The following is a 22304-nucleotide window of genomic DNA, read 5'->3' on the forward strand; positions in this document are numbered from 1 at the left end:
ACTATCATCATACTATAAGTGAATAAAAAAATGGTAATAGAGCATCATACCATTACACTATTTAATAAGAAAGTTTTTGAAAAAGCTGTAGTAACACCTCCGTTCAAAAACCCAAACCCATTAGAAAATGAGGCGTGTTTTTTATATATTACTGAAGGTATTAGCAATTCATATTCTGAGGAAGAACATCTCGTTGTAAATCAAAACGAAGGTGTTTTGATGAAGTGTGGAAATTATATGTATGATGTAATCCCTGACCCTAAAACAAAACAATGTGGAATTGTTGCCATTCACTTTTGCCCCGAAGTACTTAAAAAAATCTATGAGAAAGAAGTTCCTGCATTCCTAACGAACAAAGAACAATATTCTTATAGTTCTAATATGGCACTAGTACAGTCTGATATTCTAATTCGGAAATATATTGACGGCCTTCTATTTTATTTTGAAAACCCTAATCTTGCCAGTGAAGAACTATTAATCCTAAAATTTAAAGAAATCATCCTACTTCTATTAAACACCAAAGATGCCGACAATATTATCAAAATCATGTATAATTTGTTTTCGCCAAAATCCTTTTCATTAAAGGAGGTGATAGAAGCCCATATTTTTTCTCCTATTACGGTATCTGATCTTGCAAAATTATCTTATCACAGTTTGGCTTCTTTTAAAAGAGAATTCAGAAAAATCTATAACGATAGTCCTGCAAATTATATAAAAAATAGACGTTTAGAAAAAGCCGCTACACTTCTTAGTATATCCAACCAACCCATACGCAATATCGCATATGACTGTCTTTTTAACGATTTAGCGCATTTTTCCAGTTCGTTTAAAGCAAAATATACGCTTTCTCCATCGCAGTACAGAATGAGCCAATCACAAAAGTAATTGAGCCAATTCTAATACTTCTTACAGTTTCATCAATCTATTTTTGTGCTATAAACTTTTGAAAACAAAAGGTATTATAGATACATCATGACATTGCTTCATAGTACTTCCAAAATAATTCGACAATGAAACCAAAAATTTTAATCACTGCGGCAAATGGAAATACAGGTTTCCCTGCAGCCAAAGAGTTACTAACATTAGGATTTCCTGTTAGAGCATTTGTAAGAAACTCTAATTCAAAAAAGGCAAAAGAACTCAAGCACCTTGGAGCCGAAATTTTTATAGGTGATATGTGTGACATTAGAGATGTGCGCAAAGCGTTAGAAGGTATTCAGCGAACATATTTTGTGCCCACATATCCCAATATCCTTTTTCAAGGAGCTACTTTTGCTACTGTTGTAGATGAATTAAAATTAGAGCATGTGGTTTTATTAACGCAATGGTTAAGTTCTCATGTACATCCAAGTATCTACACCAAAGAACATGCTCTTGTAGACACTATATTTAAGAGATCAACTTCTAATCTTACGATCCTCAATCCAGGGCTTTTTGCATTTCCATATGTTATGACACCTCACCCTCTAACTCAATTTGGAATGTTCCCCGATTTTGGAAAAAACGCACCTCCTTCTAGCGAAGATATTGGTTTGGTTGCTGCTCATATCTTAAAGGCTCCAAAAAATCATGTTAATCAAATCTACCGAATAACAGGTAAGGAGTTACTTTCTGCAGCGCAAATGGCAGCGACGATAGAGAAAGTAATTGGACGAAAAATAACTGTCAGTCAACTCTCAGATAAAATGATTACAAAAGTTTTAAAAGCTTATAAATACCCCAAAATGGATATTTCTCAAATCCCATATTATATAAATGAAGGACGCTTAGGAACTTGGGAAAACAATGCCCCCACAACAGTTGTACAAGATATTGTTGGAAAAGAAGCAGATGATTTTGAAACCATTATCAGAAAACTTTTAGTCCCTCAATCCATTACCAAACAAACGTTGAAAAACAAATTAAAAGCAATTGCTTTTATGATAAAGGCAATGCTCACATCACCTCTGAATATTAAACACTTTGAAAAACAACAACACTTACCCGAATTTAAGAATACCATTTTCTCTTCTCAATCCAAAGGTTGGAGAAAAACTCATACATAAAATGTCTAATAATAACACCATTTAAAAAATGCAAATTTTAGCAATTGACAAGATGAAAGAAGGAGTAAACGATGAAATACTTACTCCACATTTACCACAGGAACTAGCCGCTACTATAAATTTATATTTGGAAGAAAAAATCAGAACTTTCTATTTTAGAAAAGACCGACCCGGAGTTGTATTTATTCTTGAATGCGAATCTATAGAAGAAGCAAGAAAAACACTTGATCAACTTCCTCTAGTACAAGAAGGTTTTTTGGATTTTGAATATATCCCACTAGGTCCTTTAGAACCATTAAAAATGCTCTTCTAAACCCTAAAATCACCTTTCCTGACATCAAAAAAATGTCGGGATTTTTTTGATGTATAACAAGAATATTTTATTAATAGTTTTTTATGAAAACTCAATTCATATTACTACTTCTTTTAATTATTTTTATACAAAAATTCTAACATGCCACATTTTGTACTAGACTGTTCTGAACACATTATTAAACTCAGGTCCCCAGAAGAAATTATTCAAGCAGTATATGACACAGCAGAGTCTACAGATCTTTTTGATAAAGGAGATATTAAGGTAAGAATAAATCCATTTAAATATTATACTATCGGAAATACTAGCGATGATTTCATACACATTTTTGGTAATATTATGGAAGGCAGAACCGATGCTCAAAAAGCTGATCTATCCAGAAGAATCGTGACTACTTTAAAATCTATGTTCCCAGATGTTCCTATACTCTCTATAAATATCAGAGATTTTGAGAAATCTTCGTATTGTAATAAATCAATGGTATAGTTTTTTGATAATGTATAATTCTATATTAGAAAACTCATATTAACATCGAAATATCTCTTCTAAGCGTTAGAGGGATCTTTTTAGTATTCCGACGTAAGAGTTAGCTACCTGAGTAAGAAGGTTTTTATACGTTTTATCAACAACAAAAGAGGTTATATCTTCTTCTGTATCGGCATACCAAACTAAAACACCATCTAACATACATGGAATTGTTTTGTCTTCTTTCTTCTTATCTTTAACATACAATCGAGAAGAAATTGATCCAGAATAAAAGAGATGCACTTTATATTTAGAAGCAAGGTTAATCATTTCCTGTAACCATACATGATCAACTTTACCTTGATAATGATGGATTATATATATTTTTGATTTATCCTTTGTTTTATTAAAACTTAAGTCATTTTTAGAACTAAATCCAAAATTAAAATCCTGCACTGCTTTAATCCTAAAAACACTAATTAACTTAAAATATAAGTTATCCAACAAGCTCTTAAAACTAGCAACCGATGGGTATTTAACAATTAATAACATTTCTCTATGTTGATCAGAATTACCTATAAGTTTTTTAGTTATTTCTCCTTTAAAAATAGGCCTTGCTCCTACTTTATATACACTTCTTGCAGCTAGAAGATTATAAAAATTGTATAGTGATCTATTTTTGGTATTAAACCAATTTATTGCAAAAACTTCATTACTCAAAGAAACATTGGCATCTATGGCTCTAATAATGACAGCTCTTTTTTTTGACACTCTACAAGTAATCTCTTCTAATGCTTTCATCCTCTAAGTAATACAATTATCATTTCAATAAATGTAAGAAAAAGTCTTTAGTACACTACTATTCAATAGAAAGTGAACGGTATACAAACATCTAATTATTGAAAAAATTATATTTACAAGCACATATAAAAGAAATAAACCTAATTGGTTTTATCATTATCGGCACAAATTGAAAAACATTCAAATGAGAATCGTATTACTATTAACTTTATTAATCACATGTTTAAATAATTGCTGGTCACAAAATCTAAGATCAATAACAAAAGAGGATTCAATAAAAATAAAAACTAAAATAAAAGACAGTTTAACAAGCTTAAAAAATACATTAGAAAGAAAGTACGAAAATTCATTTTTAGAAAAAAATCAATTAATTGAATTTACTCTTGACACCACCAAAATAGAATTAAAAACACTATGGCGATTAGAAATTGACTACTCGACAGCAAGTATGGTAGACTCAGCAATTTATTCAAATAAAAAATATGATGAATTACTAAATAAGTATTACAAAATTTTATTGAATAGATTAGATGAAGAGGATAAAAAAATATTGCGACAAAGCCAGAGAAAATGGATAGAATTTAGAGATGATGAAATAAAACTTATTGTTAGGTTATCTAAAGAAAAATATTCTGGTGGAGGAAGTATCCAAAGAGTAATAGTAGCTGGTAACATTTCTGAACTGACAAAAAAAAGGGTAATCGATCTTTATCAATATTCATTAGGAGTTAGCGAATATTAAAAAACTTATGACAAATCACATACATGTCTTTTAAAAATGAAAAAACACCCTACAATAGTAAAAAATGGAGGTGACTATGTTTGGGATGAAGTTTTTTAGTACCGTGTATGGCTTCATCCTGAATTAGGAGCTGATAATATCGAAAAAGGAGGTGATTACTATTATGTATTCTCAACATATGAAGAGGCTTTTGATTTCTCCAAAAATAAAATAGGTGCGGAGAAACCGATAGCTCTTATTTTACAAAAAGAATATATCGATAAACCACAAACAGTAAATACATTCATATCAAAAAGGAAAGATAGCAGAATGTAATATTAAATATTTAAGTAGCCCAAAAAGGACAGAAAGAACAATTTCTGATTTTTTATCACCTGATGCCCTTCAAATAAACTAGACATAATAAGAGGTATTGTATAAATTTAATAACGAAAAAACAATGAGTAAAACAGATGAAAAATTCTATGATAGAGCTGATGAACATATAAATCTATCAAACGATCAGTTAAATAACGCTACCAAAGGAGAAGTAAGTGCTTCAATGATGTATGGAGTGTCTCGATTTAATGCTTGGATTAGTGCAACCGGTTGGAATAGTTCGACAGAAATGAAAAATGCAAAAGAAGAAACTATCAAATATTTCACAATTGAATGTGAAAAAATGCTAAGAGAAAATCTAACTGATTATATTGAAAATTTTGATCGTTATATGAAATAAATAGGGATGGTTAGGTAACATTTTATGCTGCTACGACACATATCTATAACGTTATGTGTAATCAAAAAAAAACAATAATAAAAATATGAGTTTTCTAAAAAGGTTATTTGGGAAAAAAGAAACACCTGTTGAAAAAGAATTTACTGAAAAGGAGCACGAAAAAGACTATGAATTAAAATCAAAAGGACTTGAAGAAGTTCTTGGTAAAATGCATAATCTAGTAGGACATGCTATTATCCCTTTTTCTATTGGTGGAGCTGTTGATATGTATTATTTCCCAAATCATATTAAAGGAACTGGATTTGCTACAATGGAACTTTTAAACCCAGATGGAAATGGTCCTTTAAAGAATCGATTAGGTACTTACGAATTAGTTTCCTTTACCAAATATGTTTATAACACTAATGATGAAGTCCAAACTCCATTTAACCTAATTGAACGAAAGGTCTGCGGGTTTCTGACATCAATTGGAATGTATTCATCTCAAGCTGTTCTTAATCCAAAGGAAACAATTGAAATTCCTAATGGGGAAAATGAAGAAAACACGTGTTTGGTCTTTGATTTATATGAACCAGATGGTAAAAAACTTAAAATTGGAGACCGAGAACACCATCTTTTACTTTGTTTACAAATATTTAGAAGTGAAATGGATTTTGCAAGGCAAAATGGGAGTGATGAATTATTTAAATTATTAAAAGAAAAAGGGCATTATCCATATAGTGATTTGGATAGAGACCCTGTAGTATAAAAAACTAACGCATGACATTCTACAAATGCACTTGTTGATTTGGTAAAAATACTTTTCTTTTAAATTAACTTAATTCTGAATTTACGCAATGTACTTCATACAAAACGTTTACTCTAACCATAAAACATATAACAATCATTCATTTAATATGCCTTTTACAATCTTTAAATGATGTTTAGTATGTATTTCCAAAAATCGTTTAGTTTGTTTTTTATTTAACTGTCCAAAAACCGGGTGCTTAAAATTGGACTGATCATCTAACGATTCTATTTTTCTTACTTTCTCCCTGGCTTCTACTAACTGCGAAACAATATCAGCAGTCATTATGGTATCTGGAGGTTGAACAGATAGTGGCGCGGCTGCTTTTCCTCTTGGTATATATCCAAACGTAAAAGATAATGTACGAGCGGTACTAAATTTATTTTTATACATATCTGGATTAGAATCTTTTAAAGAGTCATAAATTTTATTGATCACTTTAAGACTATGATCCAAATGCCAGGCAACTGCCACTTTAGAAACTTCTTTATTTAAACTATCTCGATGAACGAGATAGTGTTCTATTTTATTTAATTCACTTTTCATGAAATTATGCTTTTGAAGGTTGATTAAGTATCTTTACAAATCCAACAATAATCAAGTCTAAAACTATGATTTCATTACAGTTTTAGATAAATTGTTTCTTTATAAAATTTAACTACTTCATTTTTAAACATCAATATGTAATCAACAAATAAGAAATTTTATTAATTACAAAAATGAATTTGGGTTTATTTATCGAAAGTAAAAAATTAAGTAATATGATATTAAAAGAAAGCCTGTCTAAACAAAGACAGGCTGTTTCTCCTCCTTAAAAAAAGGATAATCACAGAATCAACAACTTAGCTTGTAATGTTTTAAAATTGAAATTTGTATCCAAAATCTGGAAAGAAACCTGTTTGATCTACTTGATCTATTTGATTAGTTACACGATTATATCTACGCTCAAAAACATTTGTTTTGTTAGTAACATTCTGTAAATCCACATAAAATTGATGAGATTGCTTTTTTGACTTACTATTAATCTTATACCCAAACTTTACATCCCATCTAAAATAATCATCATATTGCTCACTAAATGCAATATCTTCTTGCAGAACTTCAAAGCCTGCTTGTTGTGAAGATTCCAGATTAACCGGAGTAAAATACCTTCCTCCAGAAAACGTAAGTCGTGTATCAAAAAGAAGAGCATTTTTCTTTTCCTTACCAACTTTGACTTCTTTCCCTGCCAAAAAGTTTATTACTTGACCATTGTTAAAAGGTGTATTCCTCTCTATACCATCACTACCTTCATATTTACTTTCAAAGAAAGATGCCGTAACTAACCCATAGTATCCTTTACTAAAGAATTTTTCTAATGTCAGTTCTACACCTTGATTAAAACCAGTACCCTCATTGACTAATGACACTCTATCATTATCAAAACTAAAATCTGCACCTTCTGTTAGAGTAGAATAAGATGATGGAAATGGTTCGACTCCGGCATTATCAATATCTTGATAATACACCTCTATTTTACCCCTCCAGCCATCACTAATTTTCACATCATACCCTAACACATAATGATTACTTCTAACAAAGTCTAAATCCTTATTGGTCTGTAGTAATTCTCCATTAACATTCTCATTTAAAAACAACAAAGGCAGAGGCACAGGTTGATGATGTAATCCATACCCAATACTTAATTGATGGTTTCCCATTTTGTAATTCAAGCCTGCTCTTGGTTCAATAACAAATTGCTCATTAAGAGTACTATATTGTCCATGTATTCCAGCATTTAATGTTAGCTTCTCCGTGAGTCTAAATTGCCCCTGTATATAAGGTTCTATAATACTTAAATTCTCATCAATATCTCTAAACACAACTAAATCCGGATCTCCATCTCCATCATTATCTTCCTGTTTATCACGATCACGATCTTCTAATTCTACTCCATAATTTCCTATCAAAACACCTGTTCTTAATGTACTTTTTTTACTTAGCTTTGAATTAAACATAGTGGAAAATGTAAAACGAGTTTCATTATTATCAGACTCTTTATATCGTATAATTCGTTGCTCCGGTGTATTTTTTTCTATAAATCGATCTTCTTCATAAGTATTTGTACTTAAAGAGCCTGAAATGATTGTTCTTAAAAAAGAATTTTCACTAATACTAATCTGATGTTTCAATCCAACCACACCAAAGCCAGATTCTACAAATGCATTTTCATCTTCTGCTGCAAAAATATCATCTTCTTCAATATCATCTCCTAAAAATTCGATATCCGAATTCCCAAGAATTCCGAATAAAGAAAAATTACCCAACTTTCCATTTCCAAAGTCTACATTGAAAGATAGATCACTATAATTTGGAACAGCTGATGTACCTCCTCCTCCTCCTCCAACAAGGCTAATTAGAGAATATCTTCCTGCAACCAAGAATGACCCTCGATTTTTCCCCAAAGGCCCTTCTGCCATAGCTTCTAACCCTGTAAAAGCACTTGCCTGAGCAGTAAACTCATAATCATCCATATTTCCTTTTCTTAATCCAAGATCAAATACACCTCCTATTGCATTTCCGTATTCTGAAGGGAATGCAGAAGTAATAAAATCTGAATTCTTCAAAAGATTGGGGTTTAATGCCGATACGGGACCTCCTGTAGTACCTGCTGTAGAAAAATGATTTGGACTTGGAATAGGCACTCCTTCCAACCTCCATAATAATCCCGTTGGCGAATTACCACGGATCACAATATCATTTCTACTATCATCTGGTGAAGAAACTCCAGCAAAATTTGCTGCCAAACGTCCAACATCACTTCTACCACCAGAAAAACGTGTCACCTCTTCTACTCCAAATTGTCGGGCAGAGACAGATGCCAACTTATTAATTGCTTTGGCTTTGGCATTTTTATTGGTAATAATCACTTCATCCAATTGCGCAAAGGATTCTATTAAAGAAACATTTACTACTGCATCTTTCCCTGAAGTTACAATTATATTTGGCATTGTTATGGTTTCAAAACCAATAAAGCTCACTCTTATAGTTTGCCTTCCGACAGGAATGTCTTCTAACCTAAAATATCCATCATAATCCGTCACAACACCAATAGGTTCTGCCTCTGACAATAATTCAATTGTTGCTCCTGGCAAAGGTGATTCTGACTGTTTATCTGTAATTTGTCCTTTAATAGTTCCAGTTTGTGCATTGGTTACTATACAACACAAAACAAACACTACAAAAATAAGTTTTCTCATGATCTTTTAGTTTTGATCAAATGTGCAATCTTACTACCCCAGATAAAAACGAAAAACACTTGATTGATGATTTAGTGTTTGAAATGTCTAAAAACAAGAACCAATTGTTAATAGCGCTAATAGGAGTATCATTTTCAAATTAAAGTCGAATTCTTACAATTCAACATTTAATACAACAATTCAGGAACGTGTACTTAATTTCTAAAAAACTACTTATGTATCTTTACCAGTACTAATTATCAGTATACTGTATGATTTCAAAAAACTACATGAAAAAATTTACCATTCGTTTTCTTATTGTAAACTTGATTTACTTTTTGGTAAAGTTTACTATAGATCATGATGATGATGGTAGTCCATTTGATGGTCCAGGGATTTTTTATTATTGTAGTGCTTTTTTTCTTCTCATGCTTGCCTGGGAGACTAATGATTGGTTAATACAGAGAGCAACAAAATCCAAACTAGGGAGCAGCCTGGATATGCATAACGGAATGAAAATTATAGCCGTTAATATGTCGATCGTTGTTCCTGTTACTGCCTTGGTATATTATCTAGCTATCTTCGAATTCGAAAACATTTGTAACATTGATGCTCACAATCCATGGCTACGATTTAGAATTGATTTTTTCAGGGCTATTATTCTCGGGTTTACGGCGATTATTTTTAATCTTTTTTATTATGCTCTCAAACAAAAAAAAGAATTAGAAAATACCATGAATCTATTAAAGAAAGAAGCCATGGCTTCTAAATATAAATCTTTAAAAAATCAAATCAGTCCTCATTTCTTATTTAATAGTTTAAATACATTAACCTCTCTCATGTATGAAGATAGAGATTTGGCATCTGACTTTGTATCTAGGCTAGCAAAATGTTATCGTTATATTCTGGATAACCGCGAACAAGACCTAGTGAGTCTTAAAAAAGAATTGAGTTTCTTGGATTCATTTATATTTATGATGAATGTTAGACATGAAGGAGCATTAAGCATTACTACTCATATTTCTGTTGATCAAAATGAATACCTAATTCCAACATTAACCTTACAAATGTTAGTGGAGAATGCACTAAAACATAATTATTATTCAAAAGAGAAACCATTAGAGATTAACATTATCTCTACAGATAATAATCATATTATTATCCAAAACAATTTACATATAAGAAAGCAAAAAGAAGAATCCACAAAATTGGGTCTTAAAAATATAGAAAAGAGATATTCATTTTATACCAATCAAAAAGTTATGGTAACAGCAGAGAATGACTATTTTAAAGTCACTATTCCTCTTTTATCAAAAAACATTAAAGAAGTTTCCATTGTAAAAATTTCATAATATGACCGCTATAATTATTGAAGATGAAAATATTGCTTCTAGACGTCTTGCTAGTCTTATAGAAGAACTTGCTCCAGAAATAGAAATTGCAGGTCAGATTACTTCTGTAGAGAGCGGTAAACATTGGTTTGACAATAACCCTTTACCTGATCTCATTTTTTTAGACATTCAATTGAATGATGGTTATGGTTTTGATATTCTTGACACTTTAGAAGATCATCCACCGGTCATATTTACTACTGCATATAACGAATACGCGATTAGAGGTTTTAAATACAATGGTTTAGACTATCTCTTAAAACCTATTGACAAAAAAGATCTTAAAAACGCACTCACAAAATATAGAAAAAACCTCCCTAATGATAGCACAGCTATAGAAAATGAAAAATTTGAGCGAATTAAAAACCTGTTTTCTAAAGAATTTAAGAAACGATTTATGGTAAAAGTCGGTAATCAATTTAACACTTTTAGTGTAGACGACATCGCATATTTTAAATCTGATGAAGGATTGATTTTTTTACACACACATAAAGATCAACATTACCCTATAGAATATTCTATCGACCAGTTAGAAGATATTTTAGACCCTGTACAATTCTTTAGAATCAATAGAAAGTTTATGGTTTCTGTTAAAGCTGTTATTGAAATTCATAGTTATTTTAACAGTAGATTACTCTTAAAATTAAGGCCTTCGGATGATGATAATGTAATTGTATCGAGAGAGCGAACTTCTAATTTCAAAAAGTGGTTAGATTTATAACAAAAAGAAATACGTTAAAATAAAAACACCCTTTTTACAAAAGGGTGTTTTATACTATTATACCAAGGAACATAGTATTATTTCTCTTCTGAATTATCTTTATTTTTGGTTTTTAATCGTTTAGCATCTTTAAGGCTTTTATGTATCATCCATTCTAATTGACCATTAACACTACGAAACTCATCATCTGCCCATTTCTCTATTAACTTAAAAGTTTCAGGGTCTATTCTAAGAACAAATGATTTTTTCTTACTCATATATTATGAATGAAGTGTACCGGTATTAATTACAGGAGTCGCTTCTTTATCTCCACATAAAACAACCATAAGATTACTTACCATAGATGCCTTTTTATCTTCATCAAAATCAATAATGTTATCGTTTGACAACTTAGATAACGCATCCTCTACCATACCCACTGCTCCTTCTACTATCTTTTTACGCGCAGCAACTATAGCAACTGCTTGTTGCCTCTTTAACATAGAACTTGCAATTTCTGGAGCATAGGCAAGATACCCTATTCTAGCTTCCATGACATGTATTCCAGCAATAGCCAAACGTTCTGTAATTTCATTCTCCAAAGCTTCATTTACTTCATCCATCCCTGATAACAATGTTACCTCATGTTGTCCATCGGCAAAATTATCATAAGGATAGGAACCCGCAAGTTTTCTAACTGCCGCATCTGTTTGTACTCTCACAAACTCTTCATATTGATCAACATCAAAGGCTGCTTTATAAGTATCCTCTACTTTCCACACCAAAATTACATTAATCAAGATTGGATTCCCAATTTTATCATTCACTTTTACCCGTTCACTATAGAAGTTTCTGGCTCGCAAAGAAATTCGTTGCCTCGAATAAAAAGGGTTAGTCCAAAAGAAGCCATTATCCTTTACTGTTCCTTTATATGCTCCAAAAAGCACCATAACTTTAGAACTATTTGGATTAACAATAAAAAAGCCCTTAATGATAAAAACTATTACAACTAATAAGGCAAGAATTAAAGGGTTCTCTGTGAAAATAATCCCTAATAGCATTGAAATGATCACCAATACCAATACTCCTAATACTATATAACCATTATTTGGTTTCATTTTGTTTTCATATTTCATAATAATATCATTTTGATATCATAATAATACAAAAAATAATTCAAATTTCAAAAAAATCTTTTCTATGGTAGACATGAAACCATAAAAAGCAAAAACGCCTTTTTTACAAAAGGCGTTTTTACAACATTAACTAACTAAATAAAATCTCAAATCAAATCACTTTATGAAATCTCTATCAACCTCTTAGGTTGTATCTTTGCTTCTTCTTTTTTTGGTATCGTTACCAACAGTACTCCATTTTCATACGAAGCTTCTATTCCTGTACCTTCTACTGTATCAGGTAAGCTAAATGATCTTTTGAATGTGCTATAACTAAACTCTTTTCGCGTGTATTTACCTTTATTTTCTGAAGTCTCTTTTTCTGACTTTGTTTCTGAAGAAATTGTAAGCACGTCGTTATCCAATTCGATATTAAAATCTTCTTTTGATAGACCTGGAGCAGCAAGCTCAACATAAAAATCTTCATCTGTTTCTTTTACATTTACTGCAGGAGTACTGTTTGCTATTTTACCAATATTAGCTGTTCCTCCGAACCAATCGGTAGCTAAAAAATCATCAAAAAGGAAAGGTAATCTGTCTGTTTTTTTAAGTAAACTCATTATATTTTATTTTAAAGATTATTTTAAATCATAATTTCAATGAGTACATAGCAATTAGAGTTCCATTAATATTTTTAAGACATTATGTCATAAATACACTATCATAAAATGACATTTTGTCAAATCTATTTACTATTAGAATGACAAAACCTCATAAAAACAAAAACCCACAAAGGGAATTTTGTGGGTTAAATATTGTATTCACTATAAATTTTTTAAACAAAATCACACTTAATCATATAAGCATGGTGTTTTTAATATGTTCTAATTATAGAATCTGGTAAAAATTGTAATTAATTCTTTTGGAGGAATCACTTTATTTGGATAATCATGCATTTTCTCAAGAACTGTATCAATAGCCTCTGTCCTTAACCCCATATGCAATCCTATTTCTTTGATTTTATGAATTTCTACCTGAGAGGTCTCTTGATCTACATTCATTAACAAAATTAATCTATGAAATTGAAGAATTCTCTGTGATTCTGGTTGCAAACTCTTTTTTTCAGCTTCTTTTTCTACCAAAGCATCTATCTCTTCTTTTGTAATTTGAAGTTGTGCTGCTACTGCCAAAATAAAATTATACTCTTGTTCTTTAAGCTCCTTGTCTACTTTTGCAAATTCTACCATTTCTGAAAGTAAACTCAATTTTTCTTCTTTACTGTACATATATTCCTTTTACTTTTTGTCGAAAATAATAAATTTCAACTAATTACATGCTTCATCAAATAATCCTTTCGCATATCTTATATCAATTCAATTATAAAATATACCTTTGCCTTATGGGTTTAACAAATAATGACATTTTTAAGAAACTTAGAGTCGCACACAAATTGCGTGATGATGATATTGTAAAAGTTTGTGCATTAGTTGATTTCAAGGTAACTAAAAGTGAATTAGGTGCAATCTTTAGAAATGAAAATCACCCAAAATACATGGAATGCGGAGATCAAATTCTTCGTAACTTTTTAAATGGACTAATTATTCACCTAAGGGGTCCAATGCCTGAAAAAAAGAAAACCTCTCCAAACAATAAGAATCCAAAATAGGATATTGCACTTCAAAATAAATGCTTAATTTGGTTGAAGTTAACAAACTTACAACCGTCAAATTAAGTATCTATGCTATCTATCGAAGAAAAACAAGTATATAGAGAAGAACTTTTTCGTCATTTAGATGGAATTGCGGTTGCTCCGGTCGCATATTCTTTACATAAAAACAACATTACAGATTATCTTCTGGAGAATAAGAAAACATCTATTTCACAAATTTCTGAAGCAAAAAAAGCTAATGAAGGATACCTTAATGTAGCACTACGTATATTGAGTGCCCAGGGCTGGTTAGAATATAATATAGATAATGATGAAATAATAATACAGACCAATTCTATCTCTAAATCAGCCTTTGATCATTTTCATATTTATAAAGATGTTGTAAATCTACTGGAATATTCGGGTAAATTTCATCCTCGAAAATTCGAAATGGATCCATTTCAAAAACTTGAACAGTTATTTAAAAAATATACAAATCGTTTTGACCTCTTACCTTCAGAGGATATAACAACTACTCTAATTCAGGATCAAATTCTTAAACATATTGAAGGGATTTTAGTAGGACCTACCACAGTACATTTAGGCATGGGAGGTATGTTTCACAAATACTTCATGGAAGCCTCCTTTAGTGCTGATGAATATCATAAATTTCCAGAAAGCTTCGATACCATTCTTACATTTTTGAGCCACCTAGGCTGGTTTAGTAAGTCAGGTACTAATTATACGTTTACTAACAAAGGATTGTTTTTTGCCAAAAGAGCTTCTGCATATGGAGTTACCGTTTCTTATATTCCTATGTTTAGACAAATGGACTCTTTACTATTTGGAAACCCTAATGCACTATGGAACTCTGAAAAAGATACCGAAACTCATGTAGATCGTGAAATGAATGTTTGGGGAAGCGGGGGTGCACACACTACTTACTTTAAAAAAATTGACGAAATTATCATTAGTTTATTTAATAAACCTTTGAATGAACAACCAAAAGGGATTTTGGATATGGGCTGTGGTAACGGAGCATTTTTAATTCATCTTTTTGAAGTAATAGCTTCAAAAACATTACGAGGAAAACACCTCGATGACTATCCTTTGTTTCTTGTTGGTGCAGATTATAATAAAGCAGCCTTAAAAGTTACCAGAGCAAATCTAATTCAGGCAGACATATGGGCAAAAGTTATTTGGGGGGATATTAGTGATCCCGAATTACTTCAAAAAGACCTAAAAGAAAATTACACTATAGAATTAAAGGATCTATTGTCTGTGAGAACATTTCTTGATCATAATAGAATTTGGAGTGAACCAGTATCTCAACTTGACGCACCGAGTCAATCTACGGGAGCTTTTAGCTATCGCGGAAAACGATTACATAATAATGATGTAGAACGTAATTTAAAAGACCATTTTCAGAAATGGGAACCCTATATTGCCAAATTTGGTTTAATTGTTATTGAACTGCATACCATAGCACCAAACCTAACCTCTCAAAGTCTTGGTAAAACTGCGGCTACCGCATATGATGCAACTCATGGTTTTTCTGATCAATATATTTTGGAAATTGATTCCTTTCTAAAGATAATTGAAGAAGTTGGTCTGCAAAGTGATTCAAAATATTTCTCTAAATTTCCAAATTCTGAGTTAGCTACAGTAAGTATCAACTATATAATTGGCAAATAGAAATCCATAAATCAAATAAGTTTTACTTTTAGTAAAGTATCTAAACAAAAAAATCCCGGTTGATGAATCCCGGGATTTTAACAATTTTTCCTAATGTTTTATAACAATATTCCTCCATCAAACGAGACAGATTCTTCCACCAAACGAACTGGTAATTTGAATAACTTAGTATCAGCATACACCTGCGCTCCTACTTTTTTGTAATTTATACGGTGCTTGATAAAGCTTTCTAATTCTTCGCTCTCTGTATCAACAGATAATACTACCATTTCTCCTTCATCATTTATAGTGATGGTTACATAAGCTGTCAATTCTTTTGCTATTTTAAAAGAAGGCTTCTTTAATAATGTTTTTACTTTTTTGTTAATAACATTTTGTGCTTTAGTTGTTGGGTTTGTATTGGCACTTGCAACACTTGTTATTGCAAATGCAATGGCCAAAAGCACTACATTTAATTTTTTCATGATTTATTCGTTTTTTATTGATTCATACCTATAAGACAACGAGAACCATAAGTTTGTTACACCATAACCTTACATTTAACAAATGTTAACAAACTAACAAATACTAGTTAGGAAAAAACAAAATCAAAAACCTTCGTTCTTCTGTACTTTTTTTATGATATCACCTTTCTATTAAGCTTTAAAAAAATGATAATTGATAATTTAAAAAATGATTAACAAAACACCATTGAGAAAACTGTATTTTCACCTAGCTTATATCACACCAAGATTACAAATATTTATATCAATAATGAAGAAGTTTAATTTCGCACTCTCTAAACTCATAGTATTATTTACTTTAGTTTTTATCCCACTACAATCATTTTCTATCGATCCTACTGATACCAGAATGATGCATCAACCTACAATTGGCAAATCAAATATTGCATTTATTTATGCAGAAGATTTATGGGTTGCCAATCTCGATGGCACTCAACCAAGAAGACTTACCATAGACAAGGGTATTGAATCCAATCCGGTTTTCTCCCCAGACGGTAGGCATATTGCTTTTAGTGCGGAGTATGATGGTAATGTTGATGTATTTATAATTCCTGTTAATGGCGGAATACCTAAACGACTTACCTGGCATCCTGGACGAGATAATACTCTTAATTTTTCTCCTGATGGCAAATCTGTATTATTTAATTCACAAAGAGCAATTCACACCAACAGGTATTCAAAACTATATCAAATTTCTATTAACGGAGGATATCCAACTGAGCTAGAAATACCTAATGCCTGGCATGCGACTTACTCTCCTGATGGAAATTATATGGCCTACACCCCTATTCGAGAACGTTTTCATCAATGGAAAAATTACAGAGGAGGAACAACCGCAAATATTTGGTTATTTTCTTTTAAAGATAAATCTATCGTTAAAATTCCTCAACCAAATGGAGGAAGTAACGATGTACAGCCTATGTGGAAAGGAAATGAAGTTTTTTTCTTAAGTGATAGAAATGGAGAGTTTAATTTATTCTCCTACAATACTTCTTCAAACGAAATAAACCAACTTACTCAATATAATGATTTCCCTATCACAAACGCAGCTCTTAACGAGAACAAAATTATTTTGGAACAAGCTGGGTATCTTCATATATATAACATCACACAAAAAAACACTACCAAATTAAAGATAGGCATCGGCACAGACTTATTAGAACTACGAGAGCGGTACGTTAAAGGCGATCGGCACATTCGTTCCGCAAATATATCCCCTTCCGGAAAAAGAGCAGTTTTTGATTATCGAGGTGAAATCATAACTGTCCCTAAAGATAAAGGTGATCCTAGAAATTTAACGCTAAGTCCAGGGAGTCATGAAAAGTATCCGGCATGGTCACCCGACGGGAAACAAATTGCTTATTTCTCTGATGTTTCTGGAGAATATGAACTTCATATCAAATCACAAGATGGCAAGGGTAAAACCAAAAAATTTAAAGTTTCAGGAACAGGGTTTTATGCCTATACAAACTGGTCTCCCGATGGTAAAAAGATTAGCTTTTCTGATAATGGAAGAAATCTATATATCTTGGATATTACTTCAAAAAAAATCACCAAAATAAATAGCGATGAATATTATTATCCAGGACCTTTTAGGGACTTATTTGGAGATTGGTCTTCAGACTCTAATTGGATTTTATACTCAAAAATCATAGAAAGCAATTTTGAACAAATCTTCTTGTATAACGTTAAAGATTCAAAGTCTTACTCTATATCTGATGGTTTAAGTAACGTAAGTGACCCCGTTTTTGACGCTAGTGGAAAATACATATATTTTACTGCTTCGACAGATGCTGGACCTCTGGTAAATTGGTTTGACCTATCTAATCAAGACATGTCGCTTACAAATTCTATATACCTGGTAACACTGCAGAAAGGTACAATTTCACCTTTTGTAAAAGAAAGCGATGAAGAAGAGCATAAAGAAGAAAATAGCAAAGAAGAATCTAAAGACAATAAAGATTCTAAAAAAGAAGATACTTCTAAACCGATACAGATTGATCTTAATGGAATACAAAACAGGATTATTGATTTACCCATAAAAGCAGGATTGTATTATGATTTAAACTCTGGTGAAGAAAATAAAATATTATATATATCCGGTAGTACAAATAATAATAACGAATCTCCAACACTTCATCAATACGACCTAAAAGAGCGTAAAGACACTGAAATTATGGAATTAGACACTTACGTGATTTCTTCTGATGGTAAGAAAATGTTGTACAATAAAAAGAATACGTGGGGAATTACAGAAATAGGTAAAAAACCAAAAAATGGAGATAATGTATTAAAAACTAAAGATATTCAAGTAAAAATCAATCCTTCACAAGAATGGACAAATATTTTTAATGAAGCATGGAGAATTAATAGGGATTATTTCTATGATCCTGGGATGCATGGTTCTGATTGGGAAGCTATGAAAGAGAAATATGCTCAATTTTTACCGCACTTATCTTGTAGAAATGACCTAAACAGAACCATACAATGGATGTGCAGCGAATTGTCGGTTGGGCATCATAGACTTCAGGGAAGCGGGGAACAATTGAATACCTCTAAACGTATACCTGGTGGACTTTTGGGAGCTGATTTCATAATCTCAAATAGTAGATATCAATTTAAAAAGATATTTGGAGGACTTAACTGGAATCCAGAATTAAGATCTCCTTTAACAGAACCCGGTATCAATGTTAATGAAGGTGATTACTTATTGGCGATAAATGGAAAAGATCTGAATAGTAGCCAAAATATCTTTAGCCTTTTTGAAAATACTGCCAACAAAATAACAGAATTAACCGTTGGACCTAATCCAGACTATACTAGTTCAAGAATCATAAAAGTAACACCTGTAACTAGTGAATATTCATTACGAAATCGTGATTGGATAGAAGGAAACCTAAAAAAAGTAAACAAAGCGACAAACGGGCAAGTTGCCTATGTATATGTACCTAACACCACTACAGCAGGTCATGAATATTTTAAAAGATATTTCTATCCTCAAGCCAATAAAAAAGCAATTATTATCGATGAACGATTTAATGGCGGTGGGCAAATAGCTGATTACTATATTAACCTTTTACTAAACCCTTATCAATCACATTGGAATTTCAGATATGGTAGAGATCTAAAAACTCCAAGTGCTTCGATCCAGGGGCCAAAAGTGATGCTTATTGATGAGACTGCAGGATCTGGAGGTGATATGTTACCCTGGATGTTTAGAAAATTTAAAGTTGGAACTTTAGTTGGCAAAAGAACATGGGGAGGCTTAGTTGGAGTATTAGGTTTTCCTGAATTTATTGATGGTGCCAGTGTTACTGCCCCTAATGTAGCTATCTGGACCGAAGATGGGTTTATTGTTGAAAATGTTGGTGTCGCACCAGATATAGAAGTAGAACAACTCCCGTCTGAGGTAATAGAAGGTAAAGATCCTCAATTAGAAAAAGCAATCGAAATTATCCTAAAGGAGCTCCAAAATAATCCAATAAAGGAACGAAAAAGACCTCCTTATCCTAAACGGGCAAGGAATTAAACTCCAAAAAAATACCTGATTAGTAAATCAGGTATTTTTTTATCTTGTAAACTGAGTGATTATTTCTTTATATTTTGGATATTCTTTAATTAAAGCACTTCTTTCTGCTAACTCAAAATCACTAAAATCAAATCCAGGAGCTACGGTACACCCTACCAAAGAGTAACTATCTTTATTTTTTACACTAGAAGCAAACCAACAGCCGGCAGGAACTACTAATTGAGGTAGTTCTTCTTGATCTAGATTTATCCCAACACTATACCTTTTATATTTACCATTAGGATCAATGACATGAACATACAACGAAGACCCTTCATAATAATGCCATATTTCATCTTGTTTAATCCTGTGAAATGCTGAAAAATTATTAGATGTAAGTAAGAAATAAATAGCCGTACTATAATTACGAGCTCCGGTAAATCCTTCTCCTAAAACATGTTGAGGAATCATACTTTCACTTCGGTAAGTCTCTTTATAATACCCACCTTCTGGATGAGAATTCATCTCTAATCTATCTACTATCTCTTCAACTTTATTCATTATTTCATTTATTTTTTATGCAAAAAAAAGCGACCTTAAACAGATCGCTTCTAATATACATAAGATTATTAGTTGTTATGCTAACACTGCTTGTACTTTATCAGCAGCCTCTTGAAACTGTACAGCACTTTGCACATCTAGCCCACTGTTATCAATAAGTTCTTTTGCGATATCTGCATTTGTACCTTGTAAACGAACAATAATCGGCACTTTAATTGCATCACCCATATTCTTATAAGCATCTACAACACCTTGTGCAACTCGGTCACAACGAACAATACCACCGAAAATATTAATCAAAATTGCTTTTACATTATCATCTTTTAAGATAATTCTAAATGCCTCTTCTACACGCTTAGCATCTGCCGTACCACCAACATCAAGAAAGTTAGCTGGTTCACCACCTGCTTGCTTGATTAAATCCATGGTAGCCATTGCTAGACCTGCACCATTAACCATACACCCAACATTACCATCAAGGTCAACATAATTAAGACCTACCTCATTTGCTTCAACTTCAATAGGATTTTCTTCTCGAATATCCCTCATATCTACATAGTTCTTATGACGGTATAGTGCATTATCATCTATTGTCACTTTAGCATCTACAGCCATGATTTTATCATCGCTAGTTTTAAGAACAGGATTAATCTCAAACAATGATGCATCAGATTTAACGTAAGCTGTATATAAAGCCATTACAAATTTAGTCATCTCTTTAAACGCTCCTCCGCTTAAACCTAAATTGAATGCAACTCTTCTTGCCTGGAAAGGTAACAATCCAACAGCTGGATCTACTTCCTCTGTAAAAATAAGATGGGGAGTTTCTTCTGCAACGGTTTCAATATCCATTCCTCCTTCTGTAGAATACATAATCATATTACGACCAGTAGTACGATTTAATAATACAGACATATAAAATTCATCTGGTTCACTATCTCCAGGATAATACACATCTTCGGCCACCAATACTTGGTGTACTTTTTTACCTTCTGCCGAAGTTTGAGGAGTAATCAGGTTCATTCCTATGATCTGACCCGCTATTTCTTCTACTTCCTTAAGGTTTTTAGCAAGCTTAACACCTCCACCTTTTCCACGCCCACCAGCGTGAACTTGTGCTTTGATTACATGCCATCCTGTTCCGGTTTCAGCAGTTAATTGTTTTGCTGCAGCAACAGCTTCATTTGCATTTTGCGCAACAATACCGCGTTGAATACGTACGCCAAAGCTGTTTAATATCTCTTTACCCTGATATTCGTGTAAGTTCATACTATTATTTTTTTGCCTTTTTTAGGAGTTTCAAAAATAGGAAAAGTGAAGTTACTGTGCCAATCTTTTACGGTAAAAAAAGTTAGCTTAAATTAATTCCTAAAATGACTCAGAAAATACTCATTTCTCACAACTCAAAATCCTCAAAATCTAGGGGGTCAAAATTCTTAAAATGACCATTCATTTTGATAACTTCTTTTGCTCTATTCATCTCGCGTACCACGGGAATTGTTATTTTAAGATGGCCAATAAGATAATTAAGCCTTTCAAATTCTGTACGAAGTTTTAACAGATGATATTCTTGGTGTAATGCCAAACCAACTTTATGCGCAACTTGGTAGCTTACAAAGGGAATATCAAATACCGGTGGATTTTCTATAGTTAACTCTACATACAAGATAGCTATATTTTTAAGCAATTCTTCCTGAAGTTCTTCTGGACTACTATCGTTATCTTTTAGAAATTCGACCTCACCTCCAGCATAAAGTTTACCCGGAAACTGTTGATAAAAATTTTTTATTTTAAAGATTCTTGTTCCAATACAAATTACATCACTCTCTCCTTCTGGGTATTTTTGAGCAACTTTTTGAAGTCTTACTTCGGTTCCATACTCTAATTTATCATCAATATATGTTGGTATACCAAAAGAAATTCCTTCTTCCTCACAATCTTGTATTAATTGTTGATACCTTTTTTCAAAAATATGTAAAGGCAAACGCTCTCCAGGATAAACAACTGTCTGTAAAGGAAAAAGAGGTATCATATTTTTTTAATAAAAGTACTAATTAACGAGGCACAAGCCCCTTAAACACTCGTTAAAAATCT

General features: G+C 32.0%; 23 protein-coding genes. 12 read left to right on the top strand and 11 right to left on the bottom strand.

Annotation, left to right across the window (positions count from 1 at the left end; all coding sequences use genetic code 11):
* Positions 1-18: 18 nt before the first annotated feature.
* The 4 genes from DK442_RS17025 to DK442_RS17040 all read left to right on the top strand — a co-directional run bounded on the left by DK442_RS17025 (position 19) and on the right by DK442_RS17040 (position 2844).
* Positions 19-885 (top strand): AraC family transcriptional regulator, encoded by an 867-nt coding sequence (locus tag DK442_RS17025; protein WP_235010982.1) that lies wholly within the window; start codon positions 19-21, stop codon positions 883-885.
* Positions 886-1010: 125 nt separating this feature from the next.
* Entirely contained in the window at positions 1011-2045 is a 1035-nt protein-coding gene (locus tag DK442_RS17030) for an NmrA family NAD(P)-binding protein (protein WP_109437102.1), read from the top strand.
* Positions 2046-2073: 28 nt separating this feature from the next.
* Positions 2074-2358 carry a hypothetical protein gene (locus DK442_RS17035; RefSeq protein WP_109437103.1) on the top strand — a complete coding sequence of 95 codons (285 nt, stop codon included), beginning with the start codon at positions 2074-2076 and terminating at the stop codon, positions 2356-2358.
* Between the two features lie 141 nt (positions 2359-2499).
* On the top strand, positions 2500-2844 hold the full coding sequence (locus DK442_RS17040) for a 5-carboxymethyl-2-hydroxymuconate Delta-isomerase (protein ID WP_109437104.1): 345 nt from the start codon (positions 2500-2502) through the stop codon (positions 2842-2844).
* 66 nt (positions 2845-2910) lie between these two features.
* Here DK442_RS17040 and DK442_RS17045 read toward each other — a convergent pair whose 3' ends face one another.
* A complete protein-coding gene (locus tag DK442_RS17045) occupies positions 2911-3624 on the bottom strand; it encodes a hypothetical protein (protein ID WP_109437105.1) in 714 nt (237 codons plus the stop codon).
* Between the two features lie 184 nt (positions 3625-3808).
* Here DK442_RS17045 and DK442_RS17050 point away from each other — a divergent pair, with 184 nt between their 5' ends.
* The 3 genes from DK442_RS17050 (at position 3809) to DK442_RS17060 (ending at position 5832) form a co-directional block, all read left to right on the top strand.
* Positions 3809-4366: a lysozyme inhibitor LprI family protein gene (locus DK442_RS17050; protein ID WP_109437106.1), complete on the top strand. Its 558-nt coding sequence runs from the start codon at positions 3809-3811 to the stop codon at positions 4364-4366.
* A gap of 439 nt (positions 4367-4805) precedes the next feature.
* The gene (locus DK442_RS17055; protein WP_109437107.1) at positions 4806-5084 is read left to right on the top strand and encodes a DUF3144 domain-containing protein; all 279 of its coding nucleotides are present in this window, start codon (positions 4806-4808) and stop codon (positions 5082-5084) included.
* A gap of 85 nt (positions 5085-5169) precedes the next feature.
* Entirely contained in the window at positions 5170-5832 is a 663-nt protein-coding gene (locus DK442_RS17060; RefSeq protein WP_109437108.1) for a suppressor of fused domain protein, read from the top strand.
* 135 nt (positions 5833-5967) lie between these two features.
* Here DK442_RS17060 and DK442_RS17065 read toward each other — a convergent pair whose 3' ends face one another.
* Positions 5968-6417 carry a DUF1569 domain-containing protein gene (locus tag DK442_RS17065; RefSeq protein WP_109437109.1) on the bottom strand — a complete coding sequence of 150 codons (450 nt, stop codon included), beginning with the start codon at positions 6415-6417 and terminating at the stop codon, positions 5968-5970.
* Between the two features lie 311 nt (positions 6418-6728).
* Positions 6729-9110 (bottom strand): carboxypeptidase regulatory-like domain-containing protein, encoded by a 2382-nt coding sequence (locus DK442_RS17070; RefSeq protein ID WP_109437110.1) that lies wholly within the window; start codon positions 9108-9110, stop codon positions 6729-6731.
* Between the two features lie 269 nt (positions 9111-9379).
* Here DK442_RS17070 and DK442_RS17075 point away from each other — a divergent pair, with 269 nt between their 5' ends.
* Complete coding sequence (locus DK442_RS17075) at positions 9380-10441, top strand: sensor histidine kinase (RefSeq protein WP_160114232.1); 1062 nt, start codon at positions 9380-9382, stop codon at positions 10439-10441.
* A gap of 1 nt (position 10442) precedes the next feature.
* The gene (locus DK442_RS17080; protein WP_109437112.1) at positions 10443-11201 is read left to right on the top strand and encodes a LytTR family DNA-binding domain-containing protein; all 759 of its coding nucleotides are present in this window, start codon (positions 10443-10445) and stop codon (positions 11199-11201) included.
* Between the two features lie 77 nt (positions 11202-11278).
* Here the strand turns inward: DK442_RS17080 and DK442_RS17085 are convergent, their stop codons facing one another.
* The 4 genes from DK442_RS17085 to DK442_RS17100 all read right to left on the bottom strand — a co-directional run bounded on the left by DK442_RS17085 (position 11279) and on the right by DK442_RS17100 (position 13581).
* Positions 11279-11458: an Arc family DNA binding domain-containing protein gene (locus tag DK442_RS17085; protein WP_109437113.1), complete on the bottom strand. Its 180-nt coding sequence runs from the start codon at positions 11456-11458 to the stop codon at positions 11279-11281.
* 3 nt (positions 11459-11461) lie between these two features.
* Complete coding sequence (locus DK442_RS17090) at positions 11462-12316, bottom strand: SPFH domain-containing protein (RefSeq protein WP_109437114.1); 855 nt, start codon at positions 12314-12316, stop codon at positions 11462-11464.
* Between the two features lie 161 nt (positions 12317-12477).
* On the bottom strand, positions 12478-12915 hold the full coding sequence (locus tag DK442_RS17095) for an Hsp20/alpha crystallin family protein (RefSeq protein WP_109437115.1): 438 nt from the start codon (positions 12913-12915) through the stop codon (positions 12478-12480).
* A 264-nt stretch (positions 12916-13179) separates the two neighbouring features.
* On the bottom strand, positions 13180-13581 hold the full coding sequence (locus DK442_RS17100) for a hypothetical protein (RefSeq protein WP_109437116.1): 402 nt from the start codon (positions 13579-13581) through the stop codon (positions 13180-13182).
* A gap of 113 nt (positions 13582-13694) precedes the next feature.
* Between DK442_RS17100 and DK442_RS17105 the strand changes: the two genes are divergently transcribed.
* Together DK442_RS17105 and DK442_RS17110 are read left to right on the top strand one after the other, a co-directional pair.
* Positions 13695-13961: a DUF1456 family protein gene (locus DK442_RS17105; RefSeq protein WP_109437117.1), complete on the top strand. Its 267-nt coding sequence runs from the start codon at positions 13695-13697 to the stop codon at positions 13959-13961.
* Positions 13962-14033: 72 nt separating this feature from the next.
* A complete protein-coding gene (locus DK442_RS17110) occupies positions 14034-15638 on the top strand; it encodes a class I SAM-dependent methyltransferase (protein ID WP_109437118.1) in 1605 nt (534 codons plus the stop codon).
* Between the two features lie 98 nt (positions 15639-15736).
* On the opposite strand, the gene DK442_RS17115 is transcribed toward DK442_RS17110, so the two are convergent.
* A complete protein-coding gene (locus DK442_RS17115; protein WP_109437119.1) occupies positions 15737-16102 on the bottom strand; it encodes a hypothetical protein in 366 nt (121 codons plus the stop codon).
* Between the two features lie 289 nt (positions 16103-16391).
* On the opposite strand from DK442_RS17115, the gene DK442_RS17120 reads away from it, so the two are divergent.
* Positions 16392-19670: a S41 family peptidase gene (locus DK442_RS17120; protein ID WP_109437120.1), complete on the top strand. Its 3279-nt coding sequence runs from the start codon at positions 16392-16394 to the stop codon at positions 19668-19670.
* A gap of 39 nt (positions 19671-19709) precedes the next feature.
* Here DK442_RS17120 and DK442_RS17125 read toward each other — a convergent pair whose 3' ends face one another.
* The 3 genes from DK442_RS17125 to DK442_RS17135 form a co-directional block, all read right to left on the bottom strand.
* Positions 19710-20210 carry a cupin domain-containing protein gene (locus tag DK442_RS17125; RefSeq protein ID WP_109437121.1) on the bottom strand — a complete coding sequence of 167 codons (501 nt, stop codon included), beginning with the start codon at positions 20208-20210 and terminating at the stop codon, positions 19710-19712.
* A 75-nt stretch (positions 20211-20285) separates the two neighbouring features.
* Positions 20286-21479, bottom strand: a complete 1194-nt coding sequence (gene sucC / locus DK442_RS17130) for an ADP-forming succinate--CoA ligase subunit beta (RefSeq protein WP_109437122.1) — start codon at positions 21477-21479, stop codon at positions 20286-20288.
* Positions 21480-21606: 127 nt separating this feature from the next.
* Positions 21607-22242, bottom strand: coding sequence for an LON peptidase substrate-binding domain-containing protein (locus tag DK442_RS17135; RefSeq protein WP_109437123.1), 636 nt, complete (start codon positions 22240-22242; stop codon positions 21607-21609).
* Between the last annotated feature and the right edge of the window lie 62 nt (positions 22243-22304).

The organism is Aquimarina sp. AU119, assembly GCF_900312735.1.
Classification (GTDB): domain Bacteria; phylum Bacteroidota; class Bacteroidia; order Flavobacteriales; family Flavobacteriaceae; genus Aquimarina; species Aquimarina algiphila.